This window comes from Pantoea sp. ARC270, from assembly GCF_003236725.1.
GTDB lineage: Bacteria > Pseudomonadota > Gammaproteobacteria > Enterobacterales > Enterobacteriaceae > Pantoea > Pantoea anthophila.
The window spans coordinates 83,384-109,201 of sequence record NZ_PUGA01000006.1 but is presented as its reverse complement, the minus strand read 5'-3'; the positions used below and the strand labels follow the sequence as shown (position 1 = coordinate 109,201).

25 protein-coding genes are annotated in these 25,818 nt (G+C 58.3%); 17 read left to right on the top strand and 8 right to left on the bottom strand.

Annotated features, from left to right (window positions below; translation table 11 throughout):
• Positions 1-14 precede the first annotated feature (14 nt).
• Together CKF42_RS04945 and opgB are read left to right on the top strand one after the other, a co-directional pair.
• Positions 15-404 carry a tautomerase family protein gene (locus CKF42_RS04945; RefSeq protein ID WP_009092284.1) on the top strand — a complete coding sequence of 130 codons (390 nt, stop codon included), beginning with the start codon at positions 15-17 and terminating at the stop codon, positions 402-404.
• 223 nt (positions 405-627) lie between these two features.
• On the top strand, positions 628-2,919 hold the full coding sequence (gene opgB / locus CKF42_RS04940) for a phosphatidylglycerol--membrane-oligosaccharide glycerophosphotransferase (RefSeq protein WP_111207679.1): 2,292 nt from the start codon (positions 628-630) through the stop codon (positions 2,917-2,919).
• Between the two features lie 63 nt (positions 2,920-2,982).
• Here the strand turns inward: opgB and CKF42_RS04935 are convergent, their stop codons facing one another.
• Entirely contained in the window at positions 2,983-3,696 is a 714-nt protein-coding gene (locus tag CKF42_RS04935; protein WP_111207678.1) for a GNAT family N-acetyltransferase, read from the bottom strand.
• Between the two features lie 100 nt (positions 3,697-3,796).
• Between CKF42_RS04935 and CKF42_RS04930 the strand changes: the two genes are divergently transcribed.
• A complete protein-coding gene (locus tag CKF42_RS04930; protein ID WP_111207677.1) occupies positions 3,797-5,245 on the top strand; it encodes a PLP-dependent aminotransferase family protein in 1,449 nt (482 codons plus the stop codon).
• An 18-nt stretch (positions 5,246-5,263) separates the two neighbouring features.
• On the opposite strand, the gene CKF42_RS04925 is transcribed toward CKF42_RS04930, so the two are convergent.
• Positions 5,264-6,331 (bottom strand): LacI family DNA-binding transcriptional regulator, encoded by a 1,068-nt coding sequence (locus CKF42_RS04925; protein WP_111207676.1) that lies wholly within the window; start codon positions 6,329-6,331, stop codon positions 5,264-5,266.
• Between the two features lie 193 nt (positions 6,332-6,524).
• On the opposite strand from CKF42_RS04925, the gene CKF42_RS04920 reads away from it, so the two are divergent.
• The 4 genes from CKF42_RS04920 (at position 6,525) to CKF42_RS04905 (ending at position 10,085) form a co-directional block, all read left to right on the top strand.
• Positions 6,525-7,337, top strand: coding sequence for an ABC transporter substrate-binding protein (locus CKF42_RS04920; protein ID WP_058958261.1), 813 nt, complete (start codon positions 6,525-6,527; stop codon positions 7,335-7,337).
• A 61-nt stretch (positions 7,338-7,398) separates the two neighbouring features.
• On the top strand, positions 7,399-8,208 hold the full coding sequence (locus CKF42_RS04915; RefSeq protein ID WP_009092289.1) for an amino acid ABC transporter permease: 810 nt from the start codon (positions 7,399-7,401) through the stop codon (positions 8,206-8,208).
• Positions 8,201-8,953, top strand: a complete 753-nt coding sequence (locus CKF42_RS04910) for an amino acid ABC transporter ATP-binding protein (RefSeq protein ID WP_009092290.1) — start codon at positions 8,201-8,203, stop codon at positions 8,951-8,953. The genes CKF42_RS04915 and CKF42_RS04910 overlap by 8 nt, the downstream gene beginning before the upstream one ends.
• A 19-nt stretch (positions 8,954-8,972) precedes the next feature.
• Entirely contained in the window at positions 8,973-10,085 is a 1,113-nt protein-coding gene (locus CKF42_RS04905) for an FAD-binding oxidoreductase (RefSeq protein WP_111207675.1), read from the top strand.
• Positions 10,086-10,118: 33 nt separating this feature from the next.
• On the opposite strand, the gene CKF42_RS04900 is transcribed toward CKF42_RS04905, so the two are convergent.
• Entirely contained in the window at positions 10,119-10,631 is a 513-nt protein-coding gene (locus tag CKF42_RS04900; protein WP_111207674.1) for an RcnB family protein, read from the bottom strand.
• Between the two features lie 94 nt (positions 10,632-10,725).
• Positions 10,726-12,006, bottom strand: coding sequence for a serine hydrolase (locus CKF42_RS04895; RefSeq protein ID WP_199559857.1), 1,281 nt, complete (start codon positions 12,004-12,006; stop codon positions 10,726-10,728).
• Between the two features lie 238 nt (positions 12,007-12,244).
• Between CKF42_RS04895 and CKF42_RS04890 the strand changes: the two genes are divergently transcribed.
• The 9 genes from CKF42_RS04890 to CKF42_RS04850 all read left to right on the top strand — a co-directional run bounded on the left by CKF42_RS04890 (position 12,245) and on the right by CKF42_RS04850 (position 22,852).
• Complete coding sequence (locus CKF42_RS04890; protein ID WP_046101153.1) at positions 12,245-12,913, top strand: YecA family protein; 669 nt, start codon at positions 12,245-12,247, stop codon at positions 12,911-12,913.
• A gap of 181 nt (positions 12,914-13,094) precedes the next feature.
• Positions 13,095-13,688, top strand: coding sequence for a transcriptional regulator UhpA (uhpA, locus tag CKF42_RS04885; protein ID WP_111207673.1), 594 nt, complete (start codon positions 13,095-13,097; stop codon positions 13,686-13,688).
• Positions 13,685-15,184: a signal transduction histidine-protein kinase/phosphatase UhpB gene (uhpB, locus tag CKF42_RS04880; RefSeq protein ID WP_111207672.1), complete on the top strand. Its 1,500-nt coding sequence runs from the start codon at positions 13,685-13,687 to the stop codon at positions 15,182-15,184. Before uhpA ends, uhpB begins: the two co-directional genes overlap by 4 nt.
• A gap of 9 nt (positions 15,185-15,193) precedes the next feature.
• The gene (locus CKF42_RS04875) at positions 15,194-16,522 is read left to right on the top strand and encodes an MFS transporter (protein WP_111207671.1); all 1,329 of its coding nucleotides are present in this window, start codon (positions 15,194-15,196) and stop codon (positions 16,520-16,522) included.
• Between the two features lie 151 nt (positions 16,523-16,673).
• A complete protein-coding gene (uhpT, locus tag CKF42_RS04870) occupies positions 16,674-18,065 on the top strand; it encodes a hexose-6-phosphate:phosphate antiporter (protein ID WP_009092301.1) in 1,392 nt (463 codons plus the stop codon).
• Between the two features lie 379 nt (positions 18,066-18,444).
• Complete coding sequence (locus CKF42_RS04865; RefSeq protein ID WP_111207670.1) at positions 18,445-19,959, top strand: transcription antiterminator; 1,515 nt, start codon at positions 18,445-18,447, stop codon at positions 19,957-19,959.
• Between the two features lie 15 nt (positions 19,960-19,974).
• Positions 19,975-20,448: a PTS sugar transporter subunit IIA gene (locus CKF42_RS04860; RefSeq protein WP_009092303.1), complete on the top strand. Its 474-nt coding sequence runs from the start codon at positions 19,975-19,977 to the stop codon at positions 20,446-20,448.
• A 113-nt stretch (positions 20,449-20,561) separates the two neighbouring features.
• Positions 20,562-21,986: a PTS fructose transporter subunit IIC gene (locus CKF42_RS04855; RefSeq protein WP_111207669.1), complete on the top strand. Its 1,425-nt coding sequence runs from the start codon at positions 20,562-20,564 to the stop codon at positions 21,984-21,986.
• Positions 21,987-21,991: 5 nt separating this feature from the next.
• Entirely contained in the window at positions 21,992-22,852 is an 861-nt protein-coding gene (locus tag CKF42_RS04850) for a ketose-bisphosphate aldolase (RefSeq protein WP_111207668.1), read from the top strand.
• 35 nt (positions 22,853-22,887) lie between these two features.
• On the opposite strand, the gene CKF42_RS04845 is transcribed toward CKF42_RS04850, so the two are convergent.
• The 4 genes from CKF42_RS04845 to CKF42_RS04830 all read right to left on the bottom strand — a co-directional run bounded on the left by CKF42_RS04845 (position 22,888) and on the right by CKF42_RS04830 (position 25,599).
• Positions 22,888-23,688 (bottom strand): CDP-diacylglycerol diphosphatase, encoded by an 801-nt coding sequence (locus CKF42_RS04845; protein WP_111207667.1) that lies wholly within the window; start codon positions 23,686-23,688, stop codon positions 22,888-22,890.
• Entirely contained in the window at positions 23,685-23,855 is a 171-nt protein-coding gene (locus tag CKF42_RS04840) for a hypothetical protein (RefSeq protein WP_233501024.1), read from the bottom strand. The genes CKF42_RS04845 and CKF42_RS04840 overlap by 4 nt, the downstream gene beginning before the upstream one ends.
• 12 nt (positions 23,856-23,867) lie before the next feature.
• A complete protein-coding gene (locus tag CKF42_RS04835) occupies positions 23,868-24,224 on the bottom strand; it encodes a putative T6SS immunity periplasmic lipoprotein (RefSeq protein WP_111207666.1) in 357 nt (118 codons plus the stop codon).
• Positions 24,225-24,478: 254 nt separating this feature from the next.
• Positions 24,479-25,599, bottom strand: a protein-coding gene (locus tag CKF42_RS04830; protein WP_111207665.1) for an IS3 family transposase whose coding sequence is annotated in 2 segments (ribosomal slippage) — positions 24,479-25,341 and positions 25,341-25,599 — 1,122 coding nt in all. Because the reading frame shifts where the segments join, the coding sequence is not laid out codon by codon here.
• Positions 25,600-25,679: 80 nt separating this feature from the next.
• On the opposite strand from CKF42_RS04830, the gene CKF42_RS21490 reads away from it, so the two are divergent.
• Positions 25,680-25,781: a putative zinc ribbon protein gene (locus CKF42_RS21490; RefSeq protein ID WP_111207664.1), complete on the top strand. Its 102-nt coding sequence runs from the start codon at positions 25,680-25,682 to the stop codon at positions 25,779-25,781.
• Positions 25,782-25,818: the final 37 nt, after the last annotated feature.

The following is a 25,818-nucleotide window of genomic DNA, read 5'->3' as shown; positions in this document are numbered from 1 at the left end:
CAGGAGAATCCGCTATGCCACTGCTGCAATTTGATGTTATTGAGGGTCGTTCAGAATCTGAGCTGCGTACATTACTGGATGCCGCGCACCGGGCCGTGCTGACCGCCTTTAACGTGCCGGAACGGGATCGCTATCAGATTGTTCATGAAAACAAACGCTATCAGATGGTGTTTCAGGACACCGGGCTGGGATTCAGCCGCAGCGATAATCTGGTGATGGTGCGGGTCTTTACAAGTCCGCGCAGCAGCGAACAGAAACAGCGATTTATGGCAGAGCTGGCGCGCGAACTGCGTGAGCATTGCGGCGTGCAGGGCAACGATCTGATGATCAGCTTTATCACCAATGACAAAGGCGACTGGAGTTTTGCCGACGGCGAAGCGCAGTATCTGACCGGCAAACTCTGAAAAGCGGCCCGGACGCCTGCTCTGCTGACGGTGCGCGCCAGCCACCGTCACGTCTGCTGAACACCCGGCAGGCACGACACAAAATCCCTCTGCGCTTCCTCGCACAAATCCGCCGGATATGTTGCAGCCCGATGACAGCCAATATAGATTGTCGAAAAACCATCCCCCGACGATGGCCGGTTGCGTGACGCCCCGCGCCCCCCTGCAGAGAGAGGATTTCCCGTTGTCCGAATTTGTGTCAGTCGTGCTGTTTCTGGCTGCTATTGCTATCTATTCCTGTAAAGCCGGGCGTAACAGATTCTGGTTTATGCTTGTTCTTGTTCTGCTGGTGATATTTGTGGTGCTGAACGCCACCCTCTACGCCAGTAACTATTTCACCGGCGACGGCATTAACGATGCGGTGATCTATACCCTGACTAACAGCCTGACCGGCGCGGGCGTCAGTAAATATGTGGTGCCGGCCATCGGGCTGATCATCGTGCTGTTTCTGCTGTTCTGCCTGCTCTCCTGGGTGCTGCGGCGGCGTAAGCGTCCTCATCATCTGGGCTGGTCGCTGCTGGCGGCCGCCTGCGCGATTGGCTCGGTGCAGACTACCCCCGCCTTTCGTCAGGTCGCGACGCTGATCGTGTCGCATACCCAGCTGGCCGATTCTGACTTCGACACCTTCTATAAAGTGCCGCGTAACCGCATTGAACAGCCGCGCCTCAACGTGGTTTATATCTATGGCGAGAGTTTAGAGCGCACCTATTTTGATCCGATTGCCTTCCCCGGTCTGGCACCTGAGCTGAGCCGTCAGAAAGAGCAGAGTATCGATTTCAGCCAGACCGAACAGCTGCCGGGCACCGATTACACGATCGCGGGCATGGTCGCCTCACAGTGCGGCATTCCGCTGTTTGCCCCGTTTGATGGTAATGCGTCGGCGTCACTCTCCAGCTTCTATCCGCAAAATGTCTGTCTGGGCGACATCCTGAAAAACTCCGGCTATGAGAACTGGTTTATTCAGGGTGCCGATCTGCGTTTTGCCGGTAAGGATGTCTTCCTGAAATCGCACGGCTTCGATCCTGCCAACCTCTATGGTTCGCAGGAGCTGAAAAGCCGCGTCGCCGATCCCAGCTACCGCAATAACTGGGGCTATTATGACGACACGGTGCTCGACGAAGTCTTTGAGAAGTATCAGGCGCTCTCCCGGGCCGGTAAACCTTTTGCCCTGTTTACGCTGACCGTCGACACCCACCATCCTGACGGATTTATCTCGCGCAGCTGTCAGCGCCGAAGCTACAGCATAGAGGGGAAACCGAACCAGTCCTTCAGCGCGGTTGCCTGTTCACAGGAGCACGTCGCGCGGCTGATCGATCGCATCAAAGCGTCACCGTGGTTTAAAAATACCGTAATCGTGGTGAGTTCCGATCATCTGGCGATGAACAACACCGCGCATCCCTGGCTGATCAAACAGCCGCGTCGCAATCTCTTTATGGTGATCCGCGGGGATAAACCGCAGGCGGAGCTGCTGGAGGCAAAGCGCAGCACGCTGGATAATGGCGCTACGCTGCTGGATATTCTCGGCGGCGATAATGCGATAGGCCTGGGCCGCAGCAGCCTCTCTTCGCTGTCGCTCTCAACGCAGTTTGACGATATGAAGAGCAAGGTCATGAGCTGGAAGCCCGATATCATTCAGCTCTGGAACTTCCCGAATAAGATGGAGAACTTCACCGTCGATCAGACGAAGAATACCTTCAGCTTCTCCGGGACCACTTTTAAGCTGCCGATTCTGTTCCGCATCAGCGACAAACACGTTGAGCCGATGCCGGAAGGGGAATATTCGGCACCGCTGCGCTATCAGCTGGCCGATTTCGCGGCAGTCGATAAATTCGTCTGGGTCGATCGCTGTTTTAAAATGGCGCGACTCTGGCAGCCGTCGCTGGCCCTCTCCGGCGATCTCTGTGTGGCGATGGGGCAAACCGGCGGCACACCGTCCGTTACCCACATCGACAAACCGCAATGGAAAGGCCGGGTGCAGTTCCCGGACGGGCCGATCAGCGATGCACGTTATCAGCAAAATCTGGCGCAGATCCGTATCGAAGATAACAATATCCGCTACAGCGCTGACAGCTTCCGGCTTGATATCCCCGGCGCGCCGCTGAGTGTGAAAAGCTTCAGCGGCATCTCACGTCCGGAGAGCTGGGGACGCTGGTCAAATGCCAATCTCGCGCCTGAGGTGCATATCGACTACGTCGAAGCCCTGCCCGCGAAGTTCGATCTGGTGATCACGGCGCGGGCTTACGGCGCGAATGTGCACCGGCCGATTCCGGTTCGCGTGGGCAATCAACAGCAGCTGCTGTCGCTGGGCGAAGCGATCTCGACCCATACCCTGCATTTTGATAACCCGGACGCCAGCCACCAGCTGGTGATCGCCCCGCCTGAACCTCAGCTGAGCAACACCGGCAATATCACGGGGCAGGACCCGCGCAAACTGGGCATTGGCATGGTCGAACTTAAAATCGTGCCCCAGCCTTAATCCCCTCTTTTCTCTTCAGGCCTCTGCGTTTTTGCAGAGGCCTCTTACTTTGTCGCCACCGCTTCAGGACCTGCCGCGCAGGGCTTCCAGCTTCTCACGCTGCTGACCATCGGCGGTAAAATTCTCCTCCGCCAGCCAGCGCTGCAGCCCGCTTTTCACCTGCGGCCACTCGCGATCGATGATCGAAAACCAGCTGGTGTCGCGCGAGCGACCTTTGTAGACAATGGCCTGGCGGAAATCACCTTCATACTGAAAACCGAGGCGTGCCGCGGCTCTGCGAGAAGGCGCATTGCAGCTGTCGCATTTCCACTCATACCGGCGGTAACCCAGGGTTTCAAAGGCGTACTGCATCAGCAGGAAATGCGCCTCTGTTGCCATGCGCGTCTGCTTCAGACGGGGCGAAAAAGCGACATGCCCGACTTCCATTACCCCATGTTCAGGCTGGATACGCATTAACGACAGGCTGCCCACCGCCTCTCCGGTGGCGAGGTCGATCACGGCGAAATGCAGCGGGTCGCGGCTGGCCTCCAGCTGCCGGAGATAATCCTGCCACGCCTGGGGATCATCGAACGGCCCCATAAACATATAGGTCCAGTCGCGCCCATCTTCCGCCAGCGCCCAGGCGTCAGACAGGGCCTCTCCATGCCGCGCGGCGCTGAAGGGCTCCAGCCGACACGACTGACCGGTGAAAACCTGATGTTGTGGCAGAGGACGCGGCTGCCAGTCTGGCAAAGGCTGGCCGACCGGCTGACCATAGTGATTAAGGTGTTGTGACATATCGCCTCCCGGCTGCAGATAATGTCAGCAGAGTGCCACTGTTATGGTGGGTTAAAAAGTACCACAATCAGGGAAAATCATAGATCCATGGAAGCAGACGATGCCGACAGAAATCCCCCCGTTACTGCTGGCTCCCTTAGCACCGGTAACCGGTACGACGCTACAGCAGCAGCTTTATCAGCGGATAAAGCAGGGCATTTTGCAGGGGCAGCTTGCTGCCGGAGCCGTTTTACCTGGCACACGGCAACTGGCTTCTGAACTGCAGGTTTCACGTAATACCGTGCTCAACGTCTGGACGCAGCTACAGGCAGAGGGCTATCTGATGAGCGATCGACAAGGCAGCCGGGTCACGCCGCTGGCTTTGCCAGCCGGACAGGTGGATGACGATACGCTTACCCGCTGGCCGCTGGCAAAACGGATCGATGTCTTTCAACGCAGACCCTGGGTCGACACCGGCGCCTTGCCCCTTCGTCCCGGTATACCCGCTCTGAACCATTTTCCTGTGGCGGCATGGCGACGGGCGCTGAGTCAGGTGATGAGCCATACGCCACCGCAGCTGCTCGGCTATGGTGATCCCCTTGGCGATGCGGAACTGCGTACCGCGCTGGCGCAGCATCTGCGTATCACGCGCGGGGTGCGTTGTGACGCCAGGCAGATTGTGATCACGGAAGGGGTGCAGCAGGCGCTGATGCTGTGCGTTACCCTGCTTAGCAATCCGGGCGACCCTGGCTGGATTGAAGAACCTGGCTATCGCGGAGCCAAAGCGGCTTTTCGGGCCGGAGAACTTAATCTGATCCCGATTCCTGCCGATCATCAGGGGCTGGCCCCCCAGCCGGGACACTGGAAGCAGGCCCCGCCACGGCTGATCTATACCACCCCGACGCATCAGTATCCCACCGGTGCCGTGATGAGCGCGGCGCGACGCCTGGCGCTGATTGCGGCAGCACGACAGCATCGGGCCTGGATTATTGAAGATGACTACGATGGTGACTTCCATTACCACGGCGATCCCATTATGGCGATGCAGGGCATGACGGATAACGCCCCGGTTATCTATCTTGGCTCTTTCAGCAAGACCCTGTTCCCTGCGCTGCGTATCGGTTTCATGGTACTCCCCGCACCGCTGGTCAGTCGTCTGACACCGGCACTTCATCAGCTGCTGCGTGGCGGCAACCGTCCTGAACAGCAGGCCCTGACCCGTTTTATTCTCAGTGGCGATTATCGACGCCATCTTGGCAAGATGCGTCGGCTCTATCGTCAGCGTCAGGAATTACTGCGATCCGAACTGCAGCGTGCGGCGGGTCAGTCGCTTCCATTGCTGGGGGGTGACAGCGGACTGCATCTGGTGCTGCCACTGGATTCCCATCACAATGATGCCGTGATTGCCTGCCAGCTGCATCAGGCAGGCTTTGCTCCCGCTGCCCTGTCTGAATTTTATCTGGCTGAACCGGTGCAGCAGGGCCTGGTTATGGGCTATGGCAACAGCAGCGACACGCAAATCATTGCAGCCACGCGCCAGCTAAGCCGGATACTGAGCTGGCCGGGCTAGGCTGTGATTCAGCGCGCCTCAGGCCGGCGCAGCAATCGAGTGGCGGATCATCAGATGGGCATCGAAGCGCGGCACGGGGCCGGGGGCCTCACCGCGGATGGCGGCGATCAGACGTCGTGCGGCTTCACGGCCCATTTCATAGACCGGTTGCGCAATGACCGTCAGCGGTGGCGTCACAATCTCACTCCACGGGAAATTGTCATACATCACAAAAGAGAGATCGGTCGGGATACGCAGCCCGCGCTGCGTCACTTCGCGCAGCAGCCACATGGCGACCACGCTGTCAGACGCCACCAGCGCGGTGGGCGGCTGCGGACGCTGCCACAGCGCCGCGACGATACGGCTAATCGATGCCTCGTCCAGCGCGTTCACCTGCACCAGCGACGGATCAAACGGCACGCCTGCGTCAGCAAAGGCCTGCATCATGCCGCCCACGCGCTGGGCGACCGGCGTCAGGCCAAAATCGTCTGGCGTGCTGTAGTCAGTGGTCAGCGCCATGCTGGTGATATAGGCGATATGGCGATGCCCCGCGGCCAGCAACCGGGCCGTGACGTCTGCGGCCACGTCGGTAAATTCACAGCAGACCGCGTCCACATCAAGACCGGTTACCGCGCGATCGAACAGCGTCAGCGCTCTGCCCTCTTCCTGCACCTGAATCAGATGCGCGTTCTGCTCCAGGGCTGAACAGCAGGGCGCAACGATAATGCCATCGACCCGCTTTTCCAGCATCACCCGCACCGCATCCTGCTCCGCCTGCAGCTTTTCATCACTGTTGCTCAGCAGCAGATGGTAACCCGCCGTGCGCGCCACGTCCGCCATGCCACGCAGGGCCAGACCAAAGTGAGGATTCTCAATATCGCCGACAATCACCCCGATAGTATTGGAGCGGCCGGTGTTCATACTGCGCGCCAGCGCATTGAGCCGGTAGCCCAGCGCGGAGGCGGCGCTGTTGACCCGCTCCTGCACCTCATCGCTGACCGCGCCATAGCCACCCAGCGCGCGCGCTGCCTGGGCTTTGGAAACATTTGCTGCGCGCGCCACATCTGCCACGGTCGGCGCTTTGGATCGTCTGTTCTGGCTGGTCATAATTATTTCGAATCACAGGTTGATGACAGGAATATTGACGCCGAAAAAAGGCTGTGCTTAAACTCATTGTAACTCCTTGAGACCGGTCTCACAATGTTTCTGTCTTAAGGTGCCACCTGCGTTGAGACCGGTCTCAATCAGAATTACTGGCTCAACAGTCTCTGATGTTTAAACCTGCAAAAACGGATGAGCTATGAAATCGCAAATCACACTGGGCAAACTGCTCGGCACCGCACTCGCACTCTGTTCACTGTCGTTCTCTGTTCTGGCCGCCAGCGACAACAATCCCTATGGGCTGATCGAACCGGGTCAGCTTCGCATCGCCAGCGTCGGCGACTCAAAGCCTTACACCTTCACCGACGCCAGCGGTCAGTTCACCGGCTTCGACGTCGAATTTTTCAGAAATGTTGCCCACCGCATGGGCATCGATAAGGTCGATTTTATTGGTCAGGACTTCTCGGCCATCATGCCCGCGGTCGCCAACGGTCAGTACGATGCGGCGGTGGCGGCGATTGGCATCACCCCGGCGCGGGAAAAAACGGTCGATTTCTCCACCGGCTATCTGGCCGGGTTCCTCACCGTTCTGACCCGTCATGACAGCGGCGTGAAAGATGTCGCCACGCTGGCAAAGCACCGGCTCGGCGTGGTTCAGGGCACGCTCCAGGAGAACTATGCCGTGGAGCACTTCCCGCAGACCGATCTGGTGCGCTTCCCGGATAACAACAGCGCGGTCTCTGCGCTCAACAACGGCACGCTCGACGCCGTCTTCCTCGACTACGAGGCGGCCAAAAGCTACGCCGAACGCTTTAAGCTGGTCTCTGCCGCCGATATCCCCTCTTTTGATGCACCGGCGGGCATTGCCATTGCCAAAGGTAAACCCGCCTTCAAGGCCGCGCTGGACAACGCCATCAAGGCTGCGATGCAGGATGGCACCTGGCAACGGCTCTATCAGAAGTGGTTCCCCGGATCGCCGATGCCAAAACAGTATCTGCCTGGCGGTCAGTAAAGAGGTGGACGTTTACGTCCTGAGTTAACCGGGGGATGCCCCGCTCTGCAAGGAGACGGCGATGGAGCTGCTCACGATTCTTTCCCGCACCTTCTTTGATTTTTCATCAATGAGGGAAGTACTGCCGCAGATGCTGACCACCGGGCTGGTCAACACGGTGATTATCTCACTGGCGGCGACACTGCTCGGCACGCTGTTTGGCCTGCTGCTGGCGCTGATGGGCATCTCGCCCTCGCGCTGGCTGCGGGTGCCTGCCCGGCTCTATACCGATCTGTTTCGCGGTCTGCCTTCCATTCTGACCATTCTGCTGATTGGTCAGGGTCTGGCGCGCTTCAGCTATCAGCTGTTCGGTCCGACACCCTATCCGCTGGGGATCTTCGCCCTCAGCCTGATCGCCAGCGCCTACATGGGCGAGATTTTTCGCGCCGGTATCCAGAGCGTGGAACGCGGCCAGCTGGAAGCGTGCCGTGCGCTGGGGATGAGCTATGGCCGGGCCATGCGACGGGTCATCATCCCACAGGGGATCCGTCGCGTGCTGCCCGCCATCGTTAACCAGTTCATCGCCATCATCAAGGATTCGTCGCTGGTCTATCTGCTCGGCCTGATGACGCAGCAGCGTGAGCTGTTTCGCGTGGGTCAGGATGCGGCGGTGCTGACCGGCAACCTGTCGCCCCTGATGCTGGCAGGACTCTTCTATCTGATGATCACGGTGCCGCTGACGCACATGGTCAACTATGTCGATGTGCGCTACCGCACCGGACGCCGTCGTCTGACGGCCCCGCAAAGCGGTCTGAAAGAGGTGGATGAGGTCAGACCGTCCGGCGGCGCCGTTCTGGTCACTCACCCCCGGATGGGAGGCAACCATGAATAATCTGAATGGCGCGAGCTGGCGCGGCGCCAGCCTGGAGCTGCGCAATCTGACCCTCGCCTATGGCCCGATTGAAGTGCTGCGTAAGGTCTCACTGCAGGTGGCCCCCGGCACCACCACCTGCATTATCGGGCCATCGGGATCGGGTAAATCGACCCTGCTGCGCGGTATCAACCGGCTGCACGAACCGCAGTCGGGGGATGTTTTGCTGGCCGACCGCTCCGTGCTGCGCGACAAGCCTGATGCGCTGCGGCTGCGGATTGGCATGGTGTTTCAGCACTTCAATCTCTTCCCCGATCACACTGCCCTGGAGAACGTCGCCCTCGCCCCCTGGTGTGTCAAAGGCCTGCCCAAGGCGCAGGCGATGGCGATTGCGCGTCAGCGGCTGGAAGAGGTCGGTTTAGGTCAGCGCGCCGATCACCGGCCGCGCGATCTCTCCGGCGGGCAGCAGCAACGGGTCGCGATAGCCCGGGCGCTGGCGATGGATCCGGAGGTGATGCTGTTCGACGAGGCCACCTCCGCTCTTGACCCCGAACTGGTGAAAGGGGTCCTGACGCTGATGGCGGATCTCTGTCGTCGCGGCATGACGATGGTGGTGGTGACACATGAAATGGGCTTTGCGCGCAAAGTGGCGGATCAGGTGGTGTTTATGGACGAAGGCGAGATTGTGGAAGCCGGGCCGCCAGACGCCATTTTTGACGCGCCGCAGTCGCCGCGCCTGCAACGTTTTCTCTCTGAAGTGCTGTAACTGAGCAAGGAACCTGACAATGGCGGTAAAAACTGAAATGAAGGTGGTGGTACTGGGCGGTGGCGTGCTGGGTGTTTCGACGGCGCTGGAGCTGACAAAACGCGGGGCGGCGGTGACGCTGGTGACCGAGGCGGAGGTCTGTTCCGGCGCGTCGGGACGTTCACTCTCCTGGCTCAATTCGGCGGGTGAGCGCTCCCGGCCCTATCATGCGCTGCGCATGGCGGGCATCGATCGTTATCGCACGCTGTTTGCGCAGCACCCTGACCTCGACTGGCTGCGTTTTGATGGCGGACTTTGCTGGTTCAGCAACGATGTGGCCGGGACGCAGGCGCGACACGCCTATGAGAAGGCGCACGGCTACGACTCTCAGCTCATGAGTGCCGATAACGTGGCGCTGGCGGATGCGACGGTCGATCCCGATGCGCTGCCGTCGCAGGCGATCTTTAATCCGGGTGAAGGCTGGGTCAGCCTGCCGCACCTGGTGGATTATCTGCTGAACCAGTTCCGGTCACGCGGCGGCGAAGTGATCGAACACGCCGGTAAAGCCGCCGTGATCACCGACCAGGGCCGGGCCTGCGGCATCCGCAGTGACAAGGGGGAGATGCGGGCGGATGCGGTAGTGGTCGCCTGCGGCCCCTGGACCCCGGACGTGGTCGCCCCGCTGGGCGTGACGATCCCCAATGGTTCGCCGGTCTCGATGCTGGTGATCACGGAACCGGCCGGGCATCAGCTGAAAGCGGTGCTCAACACCCCGCGCGCCGCCATCAGACCAAATCCCGGCAACCGCTACGCGCTGGACCATGACTGGTATGAGGCGGATATCCAGCCGCTGGCCGACGGCGATTACCATATTGATGAACATGTCGTGGCCACGCTGGCCGCGGAGGCGAGCCGGCTGTTACGCGGCGACGAGCCGCTCAGCGTGCAGAGCTGGAAGATTGGCCTGAAGCCGATTCCGGGCGATGGCGATCCGGTGCTGGGTGAACTGCAGAAGGTGCCGGGCTGTTATGTGGCCTTCACCCATTCGGGTGCCACGCTGGCGCTGATTGTCGGCGAGCTGCTGGCGGAGGAGATCGTGACCGGTGAGAAGCATCCGATGCTGGCCAGTTTTGGGGCTGAGCGCTTCGGCTGAAAAAAAGCCGGTCATCACGACCGGCTGATTATTTTAGCCACGGAAGAAGATATCACCCGATTTCCCCATGACGATTTTGCCGGTGTCATTGGTAATCAGGATGTAGTTGGCGTTGATGTAGGCCCAGTGGGTGTTCTCCTGCGGGGCCGGCAGATTGCGTTTCTGCCACTCAACGATGGTGTAGGTTTTATCCGTGTACTTCTCTGGCACCGTGTCACCGATGTTGTACTGTTTGTAGTCGATGATGATGGTGCTGAGATCGTAATTCGGGCGCGCACTGTTGGCCGTTGACGGCGTGGTAGGCGTCGTCGGCGTAATGCCGTCGTTAGACGGTGAGCTGGTCGGTGCCTGGCTCGGTGCGGCACCGTTGTCCGGCTGGGCGCTGCCTGCACCAGACTGCGGCTGGGCATCCGGGTTAGCGGGCTGGATCTGCGGCGGAGGCGGAACGCTGTCGGTGGCTTCGCCAGCCGCCTGAACAGCAGGGATCAGGCTCAGTGAGCCAACCAGTAATCCCATTGATAAAAGTACACGTTGAGTCCTGCGCATAATGATTTCCACGTTGAATTTTGACAGTCAGGCTAAATTTATCGCACTTCAGTTCCGGCGCGATGACGCTATGTGCCAGGCAACACAGCGCAATTCACTTTATGGCGCCCTGGTCAGCGGTAACGGATCGCTGTGCGACCACTTTATCCTGAGTTGCCAGATCGACCAACAGCGCAATGCCTAAATAGTTACTCCAGTTAAAACCGTTCTGCAGCACCACAATCGCGTTACCGTGACCTTTATCGTAGCCGATAAAACTCGCATAGCCGCCGATGTACCCCACCTGATAGGTGATCGGCTGCCCTTCTGTTGTCTCGGTGATCCAGGCGATATTCTGCGTCTGTGCGCCCTGCCGGTACCAGGCACGGTTCACCGCCGCAAACGCCCTGTCCCGTTCTGCATCACCGGTGGCCGTAAGGTGCGCGCGCAGGTAGCGACTCAGATCCCGCGCGCTGCTGTAAAGGCTGGCCGCCGCCACCATGTTGCCGTGAAAATGCCAGTCAGGCGTCAGCGCCCCGCGACGGATAAATTTCGGCTGATCGCCGGCGTGGCCCAGCGCGCGCCACGGATAGCCCGCCAGCGTTTCCGGCTCAAAACTGCTCTGATCCATCTTTAACGGGGCGAAGATAAGCCGGGACGCCAGCGTCTGGATATCCTGATGAAAGCGCTCGCGCAGAATGAAGCCCAGCAGCGCATAGCCGAGGTTGGAGTAGCACGGCCTGCGAACCGCCGGAGCAGAGAAATCCGCCAGGTAACTCAGCACGCTATCGCTGTCCAGATTGCCGTAGAAGTTCTCGCCCGTGCCGAGATAGCGGACGAACTGGTGCAGCATCGGCAGATCCATGTCCTGCCGCGGCAGACCGGAGGTATGCGTCACCAGCTGCAGCAGCGTGATGCGGCGTGCGTCACGACTCAGCGGCACGCCCGCGGGCAGCAGATCGGCCAGCGTGTCGCTCCAGTGCAGTTCGCCCTGATCCACCAGCTGGATAATCACCTCGGCCGTCACGCCCTTACTCAGCGATCCCAGCGCAAACAGGGTGTCCGGGGTCACCGGATAGCGATGCACCCGGTCAGTGACGCCAAATGAATAGTAGTGTGTTGGCTCGTCATGATGGATGACGGCAATGCTGATGCCAGGAACCTGCTTCTGCTGCATGTAGTGCTGTACGATGTCATCGACATTTTCGTTGAAAGTGGCATGCGTCAGGTAGACACGGTCGCTGACCGGGGCGGAGGTTTGCGACAGGGTGCCACAGCCGGTCAGCAGAACGATCGCCGCAGCGATCCCGCAGGGTCTGCCGATCCGCTGAGCGACCTGAGCCAGCCGTCTGAGGCAGAGCGCAGCGATCCGGCTGCCAGAAAATTCCTTTTTCATAGAGTAATCATTCAGTTAAGTAGAGTTATCGCGCAGCAGGCTGGCCGTAGCGCAAAAAGGTACCATAAAGTGCGGCGGGCTATCGCCTGCATAATGGGGTAAAAGGGGGGTTAAACGCAGGTTAACCCTGCTGATGCCGGACAGCGTTAGCTGTGTTGCTGCCCGCAAGGGTGTACACTGCTGCGGTTTTAAGGCTCAACGCCGCGCTGAAATTTAGATATGCCCGGGAGGCAACCGCATGAAAGAAGGCCCACTGACCGAAAAAGAGCTGCAATGGCTGGAAGATATGCTGGAAAAGTATGGCAGCGAAGCGTCGATTCTCGATGTCTCCGAACTCGATGGTCTGCTGACGGCGATCCTCTCCGGTCCCGTAACCGTGGAACCCAGCCAGTGGCTGGTGGCCCTGTGGGGTGGCGAGAAACAGATTCCGAAATGGAGCAACGAGCGCGAAATGACGCGCTTTATGTCGCTTTGCTTCCAGCATATGAATGACGTGGCAGACCGCTTAGCGGAATTCCCGGAGCAGTTCGAACCGCTGTTTGGCATCCGTGAGATGGAAGGACTGGAGTTTACCGTGGTGGAAGAGTGGTGCTTCGGCTATATGCGTGGCGTCGCACTGACCGACTGGTCGGCGCTGCCCGCGGATCTTCAGCCTGCGCTGGACGCTATCGCCCTGCATGGCACCGAAGAGAACCTCGAAAAGCTCGACGCCATGACACCGGAAGAGATGGAAGCCAGCATCGAAGCTATCCGCCCCGCTGCGCTGGCGCTGCACGATCACTGGATCTCGCAGCCCGAGGCGGTGCCGGTGCCGCAACAGCCGGTGACCGTCGATAAGCAGCCCGGCCGCAACGATCCCTGCCCGTGCGGCAGCGGCAAAAAATATAAGCAGTGCTGTCTGCATTGATCGAACGGAGTGCGTTCTGATCGGCCGGGTGGGGTGCTGCCCGGCAGATTTAATCTGCCGATCGCCAGCGATCTGACCGCTGTCACCCCGCCCGCCCCCGCAATCCTGTAGAGTGGTCACGACTTGAACAGCTTCACGCTTATCGCTAAGGTAAGCGCGATTTTACCTGCCAGGAAACGCCATGATTACCCTCGCGCTGATTGACGATCACCTTATCGTCCGTTCCGGTTTTGCCCAGTTGCTCGCCCTGGAACCTGATTTTCAGGTGGTGGCGGAGTTCGGCTCCGGCCGTGAGGCGCTGGCAGGGTTACCGGGCCGGGGCGTCCAGGTCTGCATCTGCGATATTTCCATGCCGGATCTCTCCGGGCTGGCGTTACTGAGCCAGCTTCCGGCGGGGCTCGCCACGATCATGCTCTCTGTACACGACAGCCCGGCACTGGTTGAACAGGCGCTGAATGCCGGTGCGCGTGGCTTTCTCTCCAAACGCTGTCGCCCCGATGAGCTGATCGCGGCGGTGCGCACCGTCTCCACCGGTGGCTGTTATCTGACGCCAGAGATTGCGGTTAAACTGGCCGCCGGACGTCAGGATCCGCTGACCCGTCGCGAACGTGAGGTCGCAGAGAGGCTCTCTCAGGGCATGGCGGTCAAAGAGATTGCGGCTGAACTCGGCCTGTCACCAAAAACCGTGCATGTCCATCGCGCCAACCTGATGGAGAAGCTCAGCGTCAGCAACGATGTGGAGCTGGCGCGCCGCATGTTTGATGGCTGGCAATGAGCCCTCTCTTCTCCCGGCTGATCTCAGTGGTCGCCAGCTTCTTCCTCTTCTCGGCAGCCTGGTTCTGCCTGTGGAGTATCAGCCTGCACCTGGTTGAACGCCCGGAGCTGGCGGTGCTGCTCTTCCCGTTTGGCCTGCGTCTGGGGCTGATGCTGCAATGCCCGCGCAGTTACTGGCCGGTGCTGCTGGCGGCTGAGTGGGTCATGCTGCTCTGGCTGGCGAAGGCCGTTTCCCTGGCGCATCTGCCGCTGTTGATGGCGGGCGGCGTGCTGACGCTGCTGCCGGTGGCGCTGATCTCCCGTTTCCGCCACCAGCGTGACTGGCGCACGCTGCTGAGTCAGGGCGCGGCGCTGATCGCCGCAGCGCTGCTGCAGTCTCTGCCCTGGGCCGGTCAGGCGGAGATGCTCAACACCCTGCTGCTGACGCTGACCGGCGGCCTGACGCTGGCCCCGACCTGCCTGGTCTTCTGGCACTACCTCACCCGAACCCGCTGGCAGCCGCTGGGCCCGTCGCTGATTTCGCAGCCGGTCAACTGGCGCGCCCGGCATCTTGTCTGGTATCTGCTGCTGTTTGTCATCAGCCTCTGGTTGCAGCTTGGCCTGCCTGCGGAGCTGTCACGCTTTACCCCTTTCTGTCTGGCGCTGCCCATCATTGCGCTGGCCTGGCACTACGGCTGGCAGGGCGCACTGATCGCCACGCTGATGAATGCCATCGCGCTGATCGCCAGCCAGACCTGGCATGATCATCCCGTCGATCTGCTGCTCTCCCTGCTGGCCCAGAGCCTGACCGGGCTGCTGCTGGGTGCCGGTATCCAGCGGCTGCGCGAACTGAACCACTCCCTGCAGAGTGAGCTGGCGCGCAACCGGCGCCTGGCGGAACGCCTGGTGGAGACGGAGGAGAGCGTGCGTCAGGAAGTGGCGCGTGAACTGCACGATGATATCGGGCAGACGATCACGGCGATCCGCACACAGGCGGGCATTGTGCAGCGCGTGGCGCCGGACAACAGCCGGGTGATCCAGAGTGGCGTCCACATTGAACAACTTTCGCTGGGCGTTTATGACGCGGTGCGGCGACTGCTGGGGCGTCTGCGGCCGCGGCAGCTGGATGACCTTTCGCTGGAGCAGGCGATCCGTTCTCTTATGCGGGAGATGGAGCTGGAAGATGCCGGCATCGTCAGTCATCTTCACTGGCGCATTGATGAGACGCTGCTGAGTGAAGCGCAGCGCGTCACGCTGTTTCGCATCTGCCAGGAGGCGCTGAACAACGTTGTTAAACATGCCAGCGCCAGCGCCGTGATACTCAAAGGCTGGCAGCAGGATGATCGCCTGCTGCTGGTGATTGAAGATGATGGCTGCGGTCTGCCGCCAGGCTCCGGTCAGCAGCGTTTTGGGCTGGTCGGGATGCGCGAACGCGTCACCGCGCTGGGCGGGTCGCTGACCCTCTCCTGCACCCATGGAACCCGCGTCAGCGTCCACCTGCCGCTGCGGGCTGTCTGAGGAACTGCCGTGTTTACCTTTCTGAAAACGCCTCCTGACGCGGCGCCGCTGCAGGATAAACGTGAGATTGACAGCCGCTATCGCTACTGGCGCCGCCACATCATGGCGACCATCTGGATCGGCTATGCGCTGTTCTACTTTACCCGCAAGAGCTTCAACGCGGCAGCCCCGGAAGTGATCGCCAGCGGTGTCATGCTGCGAACCGATATCGGCCTGCTGGCGACGCTGTTTTACATCACCTATGGCCTGTCGAAGTTTTTCTCCGGCATCGTCAGCGACCGCTCGGATGCGCGCTACTTTATGGGGCTGGGCCTGATCGCCACGGGCGTGGTCAATATCCTGTTTGGCTTCTCCACCTCGCTGTGGGCCTTTGCGCTGCTCTGGACCCTCAACGCCTTTTTCCAGGGCTGGGGAGCGCCGGTCTGCGCCCGCCTGCTCACCAGCTGGTATTCGCGTAACGAACGGGGCGGCTGGTGGGCACTCTGGAATACCGCTCACAACGTGGGCGGCGCGCTCATCCCGATCATTATCGGCGCGGTGGCGCTGCAGTATGGCTGGCGAACCGGGATGATGATTGCGGGCAGTCTGGCGATCCTTGCCGGGCTGTTTCTCTGCTGGCGTCTGCGCGACCGGCCTCAGACCGTGGGCCTGCCTGCCGTGGGCGACTGGCGACAGGATGAGATGGAGATGGCGCAGCAGCAGGAAGGTGCGGGCCTGAGCCGCCAGGCGATCCTGACGCGCTACGTGCTGCTCAACCCCTACATCTGGCTGCTGTCACTCTGCTACGTGCTGGTCTATGTCGTCCGTGCCGCGCTTAATGACTGGGGCAACCTCTACATTTCGGAGACGCTGGGCGTCGACCTGGTGACGGCGAACTCCGCCATTACGCTGTTCGAACTGGGCGGCGTGATGGGCGCACTGGTGGCCGGCTGGGGATCGGACAGGCTGTTTAACGGCAATCGCGGCCCGATGAACCTGATTTTCGCTGCCGGCATTCTGCTTTCCGTGGGTTCACTCTGGCTGATGCCCTTTACCAGCTATGTGATGCAGGCAGCCTGCTTCTTCACGACCGGATTCTTTGTCTTCGGCCCGCAGATGCTGATCGGCATGGCGGCGGCGGAGTGTTCACACAAAGACGCGGCGGGTGCGGCAACCGGCTTTGTCGGCCTGTTTGCCTACCTTGGCGCGTCGCTCTCCGGCTGGCCGCTGGCGTGGGTGATCGACATCTGGCACTGGAGCGGCTTCTTTGCGGTGATTGCCACGGCTGCGGGGATCTCTGCCCTGCTGCTGCTGCCGTTTCTGAATGCGCAGGCGCCGCGTCCCCAGCCTGAAGCGTGATACGCCTCTCTTTTTTGCCCTGAGTCGGGCAAAACTAAGACATTTTCCTGGTTTCGCCTGGACGCTGTCTGAGGCCGGTCTGGTCAGCGGTTTTTACAATGCCAGCCATTCGCTGCCGATGGCAGTTTTCCAACCAGGAGAATCCCCTTCCATGCTGGCCTTCCTCAAACAGGTGCGCAGACCCACGCTGGATCTGCCAATCGAACTGCGGCGCAAGATGTGGTTCAAGCCCTTTATGCAGTCCTATCTGGTGGTCTTTATCGGCTACCTGACCATGTATCTGATCCGCAAAAACTTCAATATCGCGCAGAACGATATGATCACCACCTACGGGCTGAGCATGACCCAGCTGGGGATGATTGGTCTGGGCTTTTCCATCACCTATGGCGTCGGGAAAACCCTGGTCTCCTATTATGCGGACGGTAAAAACACCAAGCAGTTTCTGCCGTTTATGCTGATCCTTTCGGCCATCTGTATGCTGGGGTTCAGCGCCAGCATGGGCAGCGGTTCGATCAGCCTGTTCCTGATGATCGCGTTTTACGCCCTGAGCGGCTTCTTCCAGAGCACCGGCGGCTCCTGTAGCTACTCCACCATCACCAAATGGACACCGCGCCGTAAGCGAGGCTCCTACCTTGGCATGTGGAACATCTCTCACAACCTTGGCGGAGCCGGTGCCGCGGGCGTCGCGCTGTTTGGTGCCAATGTGCTGTTCGACGGTCACGTGGTCGGAATGTTTATCTTCCCGTCGATCATCGCGCTGATTGTCGGCTTTATCGGCCTGCGCTACGGCAGCGACTCGCCGGAGTCCTATGGTCTGGGCAAAGCCGAAGAGCTGTTCGGCGAGGAGCTGAGCGAAGAGGATAAAGAGGCCGAAGATGAGTCGATGACCAAATGGCAGATCTTTGTTGAATACGTACTGAAGAATAAGGTGATCTGGCTGCTCTGCTTCGCCAACATCTTCCTCTATGTGGTGCGCATCGGTATCGATCAGTGGTCAACGGTTTATGCTTTTCAGGAGCTGAAGCTCTCAAAAGAGATCGCGATTCAGGGCTTTACCCTGTTTGAAGCGGGTGCGCTGGTGGGGACGCTGCTGTGGGGCTGGTTATCCGATCTGGCCAATGGCCGTCGTGCGCTGGTGGCCTGCGTCGCGTTAGCGCTGATTATCGCCACGCTGGGGATCTATCAGCATGCCAGCAACCAGTATGTCTATCTGGCTTCGCTGTTTGCGCTGGGCTTTCTGGTGTTTGGCCCGCAGTTACTGATCGGCGTGGCCGCCGTGGGCTTCGTCCCGAAAAAAGCGATTAGCGCCGCCGACGGTATTAAAGGCACCTTCGCCTACCTGATTGGCGACAGCTTTGCCAAGCTGGGCCTGGGCATGATCGCAGACGGCACCCCGATCTTCGGCCTGACCGGCTGGGCAGGCACCTTTGCCGCACTGGATACCGCCGCTATCGCCTGTATCTGTCTGATGGCGATGGTCGCCGTGATGGAGGAGCGCAAGATTCGCCGCGAGAAGCGACTGCAGCGGCTGAAGATGGCGTAAAGATGTTATCGGGCCCGGCGGATGCCGGGCTTTTTCGGCGTTCGTGCACAGCGTTTAAATAGTGACAATAACCGGTCAGTGAGCAGTCATATAAACTTCTCTCACGAGTCTGCTTTATTTTGTCATCCGCTAAAAAATAAAGCTTCAGCCATGACCCCCTGCATACCACCAGCAGCAACCTGACATCTTTAGTCATTGCCTCACATCGCAATCAGCCTTCTCCCTGACCGTTCATCCCGTCTCTGTTATTCCAGAACCCGCTGTCAGGTGGTCAGCCAGCCCCCCGGGTTGTGGCCATGTTTTAATATTTACAGGGTCTGGTGCCTTTGCTTAGATGATAACTCCCAAAGGCGAATAACTGATTAAGCGGAACCTGAAGATGATGAAGGCGCTGACAGAACGGCAACTGACCATTATGCGACAGCTTATTTCTCATAACAGTTATGTGAGCCTGCGCGCTATTTCAGAAAAAACAGCCATCACGCCAAGAACGTTACGCCGCGACATTGCCGATATTAATGAAAAACTCGCAGACCAGGGGATCACACTGAGCGGTAAAAGTGGGAGAGGCATCACAATTAAATTTGCTGACGCCACATCCGAAATAGCGGCCCGACGGATTTTTTCTGCGGAGGTGGATGATTTCAGTAGTAACGTCAGGATGCTGAAAATAGCCTCCGATCTGTTAATGCTGTCACCCCGAAGTTCGTCAATCAGTGAGCTGGCCGATAAATATTTTATCAGCCGCGCATCAATAGTGAATGATTTAAAAACATTAGACGCCTGGTTACATCAATTTAATTTAACGTTATTAAAAAGTCGTACCGGCACCAGCATCAAAGGCAGCGACCAGAATATTCGCCTGGCGATGAAAGCGCTGGTCTTAAAATCGATCTACAACCGTCAGGACATGATGGAGAGCCGCCTGGATGAAAGCACGCTGCAGGAGCTTTCAGAGAAGTTTGGTCAGCAGGCTGTCCATTTCACCCTGCAGCTCATCAATTTTATTGAACAGCAGCTGCACTATACGATAAGCGATCCTTACTACATTAATCTGTTCACCCACGTTCTGGTGCTGATTCACCGCAGCCACTCGCCGATGCACAGCCCGGACGCCCGCGCCGTGGTCATGAACCGGGTCAGCGACCCGCACGCCTGGCAGGTTTCACTGGCGGTCATAGAGCGCATCGAGACGGCTTACAACACGCTACTGGTCGCAGAGGAGGCGCACTCCATCTATCAGTACCTGGTGTCGTCAGGTAAGGCGGGCGGCGATGCCGATCAGCACGATGACACGCTGATTTCAGAACGGGAAACCCGCTTTGCCGCGGCGCTGATCGACCGGGTGGCGCAGCGGATCAACATCGCCATCACCACCGATCCGAAGCTGCAGGCTTCGCTGACTTCACACATCAAGCCGATGCTGAACCGCCTCAGATATCACATCCGGATTAAAAATCCACTGCTGCACGATATCCAGACCGAACTGGGCACCGTGTTCGCCGCCGTCAAAGCGGTGATCCGGGAGCTGACGCAGGAGTATCAGCTGGATGAAATCAGTGACGATGAGGTGGCCTATCTGACCGTGCATATTCAGGCGGCCATCGAAAACAGCATTAAGGTAAAGCGGGTGCTGCTGGTCTGCTCCAGCGGCCTGGGTACCTCGCAGCTGCTTTACGGACGGATCCTGCGCGCCTTTCCTGACTGGCAGATTATCGACATTGTGCCCGGTAAAAATATCGCGGACTCCCTGAAGCGACAGGCATGCGACGTGGTGATCTCGACTATCCGGCTGGAACCGCTGGAAAAGCCGGTGGTGTATGTCTCCGCTCTCTTTTCGGCGAAAGATATCGCCAGGGTTACCGAATGTCTGGTATCGAACTCAATTAATTAATGATGGAGAAATAAAATGACGACAGCCGTGGCGATTAATGAAGTGCTTAAAGAAGAGTGCATTATTCTCGATGTCGATTGCCAGACCAAAGAGCAGATTATTTCTCAGCTGACCGACCTGCTCTGCCAGACCGGGGCGGTCACGGATAAAGCCGCTTTTCTGAAAGATGTTTATCTGCGCGAGGAGTTAGGCTCAACCGGATTTGAAAACCATATTGCCATTCCGCACGGTAAATCGGCTGCTGTCGTTAAAACCCGGATTGCCGTCGGACGCCTGCGCCAGGATATTCCCTGGGAGACCATCGACGGCACCCGGGTGCGGCTGGTGATCCTCTTCGCGGTTAAAGAGTCCGATAAAGATGTCGGCCATATAAAAATGCTCGCCAGAATATCCATTGCCCTCGGTGATGAAGAGGTGGTTGAACAATTACTGAATACAGAACATCGCGAAGAGATGTTTCATTTACTCCTGTCCCGCTCGGGAGCCTGAATAACAGGGAGAACGTGACAAAATAAAACAGTAAGGAGGTTTGCAGACAGTCGCCATCCATCAGTCGTTAAAAAGATAAAAATAAAATCGTTTCCTTTTACCGGAGAACGTTTATGAACATTATTGCCATTACCGCCTGTCCTACAGGTGTTGCCCACACCTACCTTGCCGAAAGTAATTTAAAAAAAGCGGCGAAAAAACTGGGGCTGAATGTATTAGTGGAAACCCAGGGTGCCATAGAAAGCGAATATATTCTCAGCGACGACGATATTCATCAGGCTGACGTGGTGTTGATTGCCGCAGATAAAAAAGTCGAGATGGCACGCTTTCAGCATAAAAACGTGATTGAAGTGCCCGTCACCCGTGCGGCGAAAGATGCGGAAGGTCTGTTAAGCGCCATCGTCAACGGCGAGCTGGCACCCAAGCTGGTCGAATCTGCGTCACCGACCGGCGCTGCTGAACCCGCTTCCGCGGCCAGAGAGGCGTCGGCTTCCCGCTCCTGGGCGTCGGAGATTTATGTCCACCTCATCACCGGTGTGAACCTGATGATCCCGTTTGTGGTGGCGGGCGGCATTCTGATCGCGCTGAGTTTTTCCTTCGGGATTACGGCGGCCACACCAGGGGACGCACATTTCAGCCCGATAGCGAAGATGCTTTCTGACATCGGCGGCGGCTCCGCCTTTGCCCTGATGCTGCCGATTCTTGCGCTGGGCATCAGCCAGTCGATCAGCGGTAAAGCGGGCATCGTGGCGGGGGCCGTGGGCGGGATGATGGCGATCCACACCGGCTCCGGCTTTCTCGGTGCGCTGATTGCCGGCTTCCTGGCGGGCTACATCACGCTGCTCATCAACAACCATATCCACCTGCCCAAAGCGGTCGCCGGGCTGAAGCCCATTTTAATCGTGCCGCTGCTGAGCGTGCTGCTGACCGGCGCACTGATGGTGCTGCTGATTGGTGAGCCGATCAAGATGCTGCTCGGCTGGCTGACCGCCTTCCTCAGTTCGCTGGGTAACACCAATGCGGCCATTCTGGGCCTGCTGTTCGGCATGATGGTGGCCTTTGATATGGGCGGCCCGCTGAACAAAACCGTCTGTATGTTTGCGATTGGCCTGATGTCGAGCGGCATTTATGGCCCGATTGCAGCCTGTATGGCGGCGGGCATGGTGCCGCCGCTGGGTATCGCACTGGCGACTACCCTCTTCCGCCGCAAGTTTACCGAGCAGGAGCGGGAAACCGGCAAGGTAACTTACATCCTCGGCCTCTCCTTCATTACCGAAGGCGCGATCCCGTACGCGGTCGCCGATCCGCTGCGCGTCATCCCGGCGATTGTCGCGGGCTCCGGCTTAGCGGGCGCGCTGTCGATGATGCTGGGCTGCGCGTCCCGCGCTCCGCATGGCGGCATCTTCGTCATCTTCATTCCTAACGTGATCAGCAACGTCATGGGTTATCTGTTTGCGATTGCCGCAGGCAGTCTGCTGACGGCGCTGATCCTGTTGTTCCTGAAAAAAGATATCTCTCTTCCTGCAAAACAAGGATAAAACCTATGCTTTACAACATGAAAGACCTGCTCAGCGTGGCCCGGCAGCATCAGTTTGGCGTGGGCGCGTTTAACATCGCCAGCGCTGAGTTTGGACGCGTGGCGGTTGAGACGGCCGAGCGACTGGATTCACCGCTGATTCTGGAGATCCACCCTGATGAGATGGCGTTTACCGGCCCGGAGTTCATCGGCTATCTGCGGACGCTGGCGATTCAGGCGCGGGTGCCGGTGGTGATCCATCTGGACCATGGCCGCACGCTCGAAGAGGTGATGAAAGCGATTTACGCCGGTTTTACCTCGGTGATGATGGATGCCTCCTCTCACCCTTTTGAGCAGAACATTGCGCTGACGAAGAAGATTGTGGAGATCGCCCACGCAGTGAATGTCTCCGTGGAAGCGGAGCTGGGCACCATCGGGGTGGCAGAAGGGAGCGGCGAAGGCGGCAGTAATGAGATTCTCTATACCGATCCGCAGCAGGCTGAGACCTTTGTGCGCGAGACCGGCACCGACACGCTGGCAGTCGCTATCGGCACCTCGCACGGCCTCTACCCTAAAGGCAAGCAGCCGAAGCTGGATATCGAGCGTCTGCAGCAGATCAGGAAGGTGGTGGATATCCCGCTGGTGCTGCATGGCGGTTCGGGTAATAAAAACAGCGAGGTGGCGGAGTCGATTCGTTATGGCGTCGGTAAGATCAACATCTCCAGCGATATGAAGAAGGCGTTTTTTGTGGCGCTGGAGCAGGAGCTGAAACAGGGCGGACACGAACCCAATGCGCTGTTTGTAAAACCGATGCAGGCGGCGGGTGAAGTGATCGCGGCGAAGATGGCGCTGTTTAGTTCGGTGGGGAAAGCGGCACTCTACCGGTAAGGAGTTGTGTGGTGGATGGCTGGGATGAGGTTTAGTTACTCTGCGGCTGAGACGTCAGCGGGCGGCGCTGAAAGAATAGCGCAGCGTTTATCCAGTAGCGACTCAACAGAAGCCCGATTGCCTTTATCCCAGCCGCGCCGGGTCGTTAGCAGGATAAACCCTTTTTCTCCCGAGAACGTCGTCGGGATGAGCGCCACGCCAGACTCCGCCAGCTGCGGCGAGGAGAGATGGAAATGGCGTGCCACGGAGGAGACAGGATAGATCCCCATCGCCGTCGGCTGCATGACGCGACGGGCATAGTAGGTGTGATTCAGCAAACGATCGGGTAAGGGTCGCCAGTCATCATGAATAAAGGGGCGCTCGGCCTGAAGCTGACGATAGACATCTTCCCGCAGGCAGGTCAGATGAATATGCAGTTGATTCTGGCTGCGGCCATAAGCGGAATTGAGCGCCATGCCGAGCCGATCTTCAGGCACAGTAGCACCATAGGCCGCCATCAGACGATAACGCATTAACCAGGCGTAGCCGAAATAATCGGGACGCCTGGGGCGAGATAGCGCGATGCTCTCGATGCCTGACATCGCCACCGTGGGCACCAGAATAAAGTGCAGCCTGTGGCGGGGATTCTGGATGATGCTGTAGCCCTGAGTGGTGTCCTGCGGCAGATAGATTTGCTGGCAGGGTGCCGGATCGCGACGGTAGTGATAGTTATTCATGCAGAGGTCATGCGTGACCGTCCACAGCGCATCAGAGCGGGCGCATCCTGTGAGCAGCAGCGCGATGACCAGCGACAGAGGCCGGCATCGCCACAACAATTTTTTGTTCAGGCGTCTCAATTATTCAGAACCCTGGTCAGCTCAATCTCACGGGTTATGGGGTTGAAGTAAAGATAGAACAGATCCCCATCCAGCTGATCGGGCTTCGCCCATATTTCCTTCTCCCCCAGACTGCGTTTTTGCTTCACGTATCCCAGCTTTTCGAGATAAGCGTGGAGCGCAGCCATATCTGTTGCCCCTTATTCTTTTGGATAAGAAAATTCAGCGGTGACTAAATGCGACCCTGATTTATCAGACTGAACATCATAAGCGAAGTAGTAATGTTCTCCCGCTGTGAACTTAAAGCCGAATAGAGGCAGGCACTCACCTTTTGGAACATAAACAGGCTTTTCATCAAAAATCTTATGGAGGGAGTCGCTTTTTTCGCTGTTGATTTGAATGGCAGTGATCCTTTCCTGTGGCACCAGTGGCGACACCACACAAACCTGATTATCTTTTAGAAATGCCGTCGCAGATTCACGCTCCACCATTCGATCGCCCGGCCCGGGGCATCCCGTTAAGAGAAATATAGCTCCCAGCCACATTCTTTTTTTCATGTTTACCGCTCCTTCCCTGTTACGATTTTCTGATAAAGCGAGATGTTGCTACATGAGCCCAGTTCATGGATGAAAATAAAGTTATTCGTGAGAAAACAGTATGCTGGTTACCATAATGGTTTTAGTCATCAGAAAAATCATCTCTTATTAACTCTCTTCTCAATCACTCTGACGATGATCTGATAACCGATGAGCGTTACCACTGTACAGATGACTAATAGCGCCTGACCTGCCCCCAGTATTAGATACAACCTTCAGTTAGTAATGTCGGTTGGTTTTTCTTCTTGTTTCCCGTTTCGCCAGCATGCTGCAAATTCAGACGGCGTCTGGTAATTCAGCGATGAATGCGGTCTGGACTCGTTATAGTCCTGCCGCCAGTCATTAATGATTTTCCGGGCATGTAGAATATCGCTGAACCAGTGCTCATTCAGGCATTCATCCCGGAAGCGGCCATTGAAACTCTCAATAAATCCGTTCTGCGTTGGCTTGCCCGGCTGGATTAAGCGCAACTCAACACCATGTTCAAAGGCCCATTGATCGAGCGCACGGCAGGTAAACTCCGGGCCCTGATCGGTTCTTATCGTTGCCGGATAGCCACGAAACAGCGCTATGCCGTCCAGAATACGCACGACCTGAACGCCTGAAATACCGAAAGCGGCGGTGATCGTCAGGCACTCCTTCGTGAAATCATCCACGCAGGTCAGACACTTAATCCGGCGGCCGCTGGCAAGTGCATCCATGACAAAATCCATCGACCATGTCAGGTTCGGCGCATCCGGGCGGAGAAGCGGAAGCCGCTCAGTCGCCAGACCCTTACGGCGTCGCCTGCGTTTTACACCCAGCTCGTTAAGGTGATAGATGCGGTAAACCCGCTTGTGGTTGACGTGAAGGCCCTCCCGACGCAACAACTGCCAGATGCGCCGGTAACCAAACCGGCGACGTTCAAGAGCCAGCTCTGTGATGCGCAGAGACAGCTGTGCGTCAGCAGCCGGACGCTGAGCTGAATAACGGCAGGTTGAAAGAGAGAAACCTGCCAGCCTGCAGGCCCGCCGTTGCGACAGACCTGCGGCCTCACACATGACTTCCACGGCTTCCCGCTTCTGGTCTGTCGTCAGAACTTTCGGCCAAGAGCCACCTGAAGCGCCTCCTTATCCAGCATGGCTTCTGCAGGCAGCTTCTTAAGGCGGGCGTTCTCTTCCTCAAGCGACTTCAGGTGCTTAACCTCGGGCACCTCCATACCGCCATACTTCTTGCGCCAGGTGTAAAAAGTGGCGTCAGAAATGGCGTGCTTACGGCAGAGTTCCCGGGCCGAAACCCCGGCTTCAGCCTCGCGGAGAATACTGATGATCTGTTCATCGGAAAATCGCTTCTTCATGGGGATGTCCTCATGTGGCTTATGAAGACATTACTAACATCGTGGTGTAATAATCAACGGGGAGCAGGTCAACATGGCCGATGCGTGACTGGCAGTGCGTCATGTGCAGCGTAGATTTTCGCAGTGAGAAAAAATGCCCGGTGTGTAAGACGGGGTCTACTTTCGGAAGTGGGATGTACTGAAGGATTAGCCCCCTAAAATTCTACATGTTAGCGCCAT

Coding starts and splice junctions, on each gene's coding strand:
- CKF42_RS04895 (WP_199559857.1), bottom strand. CDS start 12,006: ATGAAAAAGGAATTTTCTGGCAGCCGGATCGCTGCGCTCTGCCTCAGA.
- CKF42_RS04865 (WP_111207670.1), top strand. CDS start 18,445: ATGATGAAGGCGCTGACAGAACGGCAACTGACCATTATGCGACAGCTT.
- CKF42_RS04935 (WP_111207678.1), bottom strand. CDS start 3,696: ATGTCACAACACCTTAATCACTATGGTCAGCCGGTCGGCCAGCCTTTG.
- uhpT (WP_009092301.1), top strand. CDS start 16,674: ATGCTGGCCTTCCTCAAACAGGTGCGCAGACCCACGCTGGATCTGCCA.
- CKF42_RS04840 (WP_233501024.1), bottom strand. CDS start 23,855: ATGGCTGCGCTCCACGCTTATCTCGAAAAGCTGGGATACGTGAAGCAA.
- CKF42_RS04890 (WP_046101153.1), top strand. CDS start 12,245: ATGAAAGAAGGCCCACTGACCGAAAAAGAGCTGCAATGGCTGGAAGAT.
- uhpA (WP_111207673.1), top strand. CDS start 13,095: ATGATTACCCTCGCGCTGATTGACGATCACCTTATCGTCCGTTCCGGT.
- CKF42_RS04855 (WP_111207669.1), top strand. CDS start 20,562: ATGAACATTATTGCCATTACCGCCTGTCCTACAGGTGTTGCCCACACC.
- CKF42_RS04900 (WP_111207674.1), bottom strand. CDS start 10,631: ATGCGCAGGACTCAACGTGTACTTTTATCAATGGGATTACTGGTTGGC.
- CKF42_RS04910 (WP_009092290.1), top strand. CDS start 8,201: ATGAATAATCTGAATGGCGCGAGCTGGCGCGGCGCCAGCCTGGAGCTG.
- CKF42_RS04930 (WP_111207677.1), top strand. CDS start 3,797: ATGCCGACAGAAATCCCCCCGTTACTGCTGGCTCCCTTAGCACCGGTA.
- CKF42_RS04835 (WP_111207666.1), bottom strand. CDS start 24,224: ATGAAAAAAAGAATGTGGCTGGGAGCTATATTTCTCTTAACGGGATGC.
- CKF42_RS04860 (WP_009092303.1), top strand. CDS start 19,975: ATGACGACAGCCGTGGCGATTAATGAAGTGCTTAAAGAAGAGTGCATT.
- CKF42_RS04915 (WP_009092289.1), top strand. CDS start 7,399: ATGGAGCTGCTCACGATTCTTTCCCGCACCTTCTTTGATTTTTCATCA.
- CKF42_RS21490 (WP_111207664.1), top strand. CDS start 25,680: ATGCGTGACTGGCAGTGCGTCATGTGCAGCGTAGATTTTCGCAGTGAG.
- CKF42_RS04850 (WP_111207668.1), top strand. CDS start 21,992: ATGCTTTACAACATGAAAGACCTGCTCAGCGTGGCCCGGCAGCATCAG.
- CKF42_RS04905 (WP_111207675.1), top strand. CDS start 8,973: ATGGCGGTAAAAACTGAAATGAAGGTGGTGGTACTGGGCGGTGGCGTG.
- CKF42_RS04925 (WP_111207676.1), bottom strand. CDS start 6,331: ATGACCAGCCAGAACAGACGATCCAAAGCGCCGACCGTGGCAGATGTG.
- CKF42_RS04920 (WP_058958261.1), top strand. CDS start 6,525: ATGAAATCGCAAATCACACTGGGCAAACTGCTCGGCACCGCACTCGCA.
- CKF42_RS04945 (WP_009092284.1), top strand. CDS start 15: ATGCCACTGCTGCAATTTGATGTTATTGAGGGTCGTTCAGAATCTGAG.
- uhpB (WP_111207672.1), top strand. CDS start 13,685: ATGAGCCCTCTCTTCTCCCGGCTGATCTCAGTGGTCGCCAGCTTCTTC.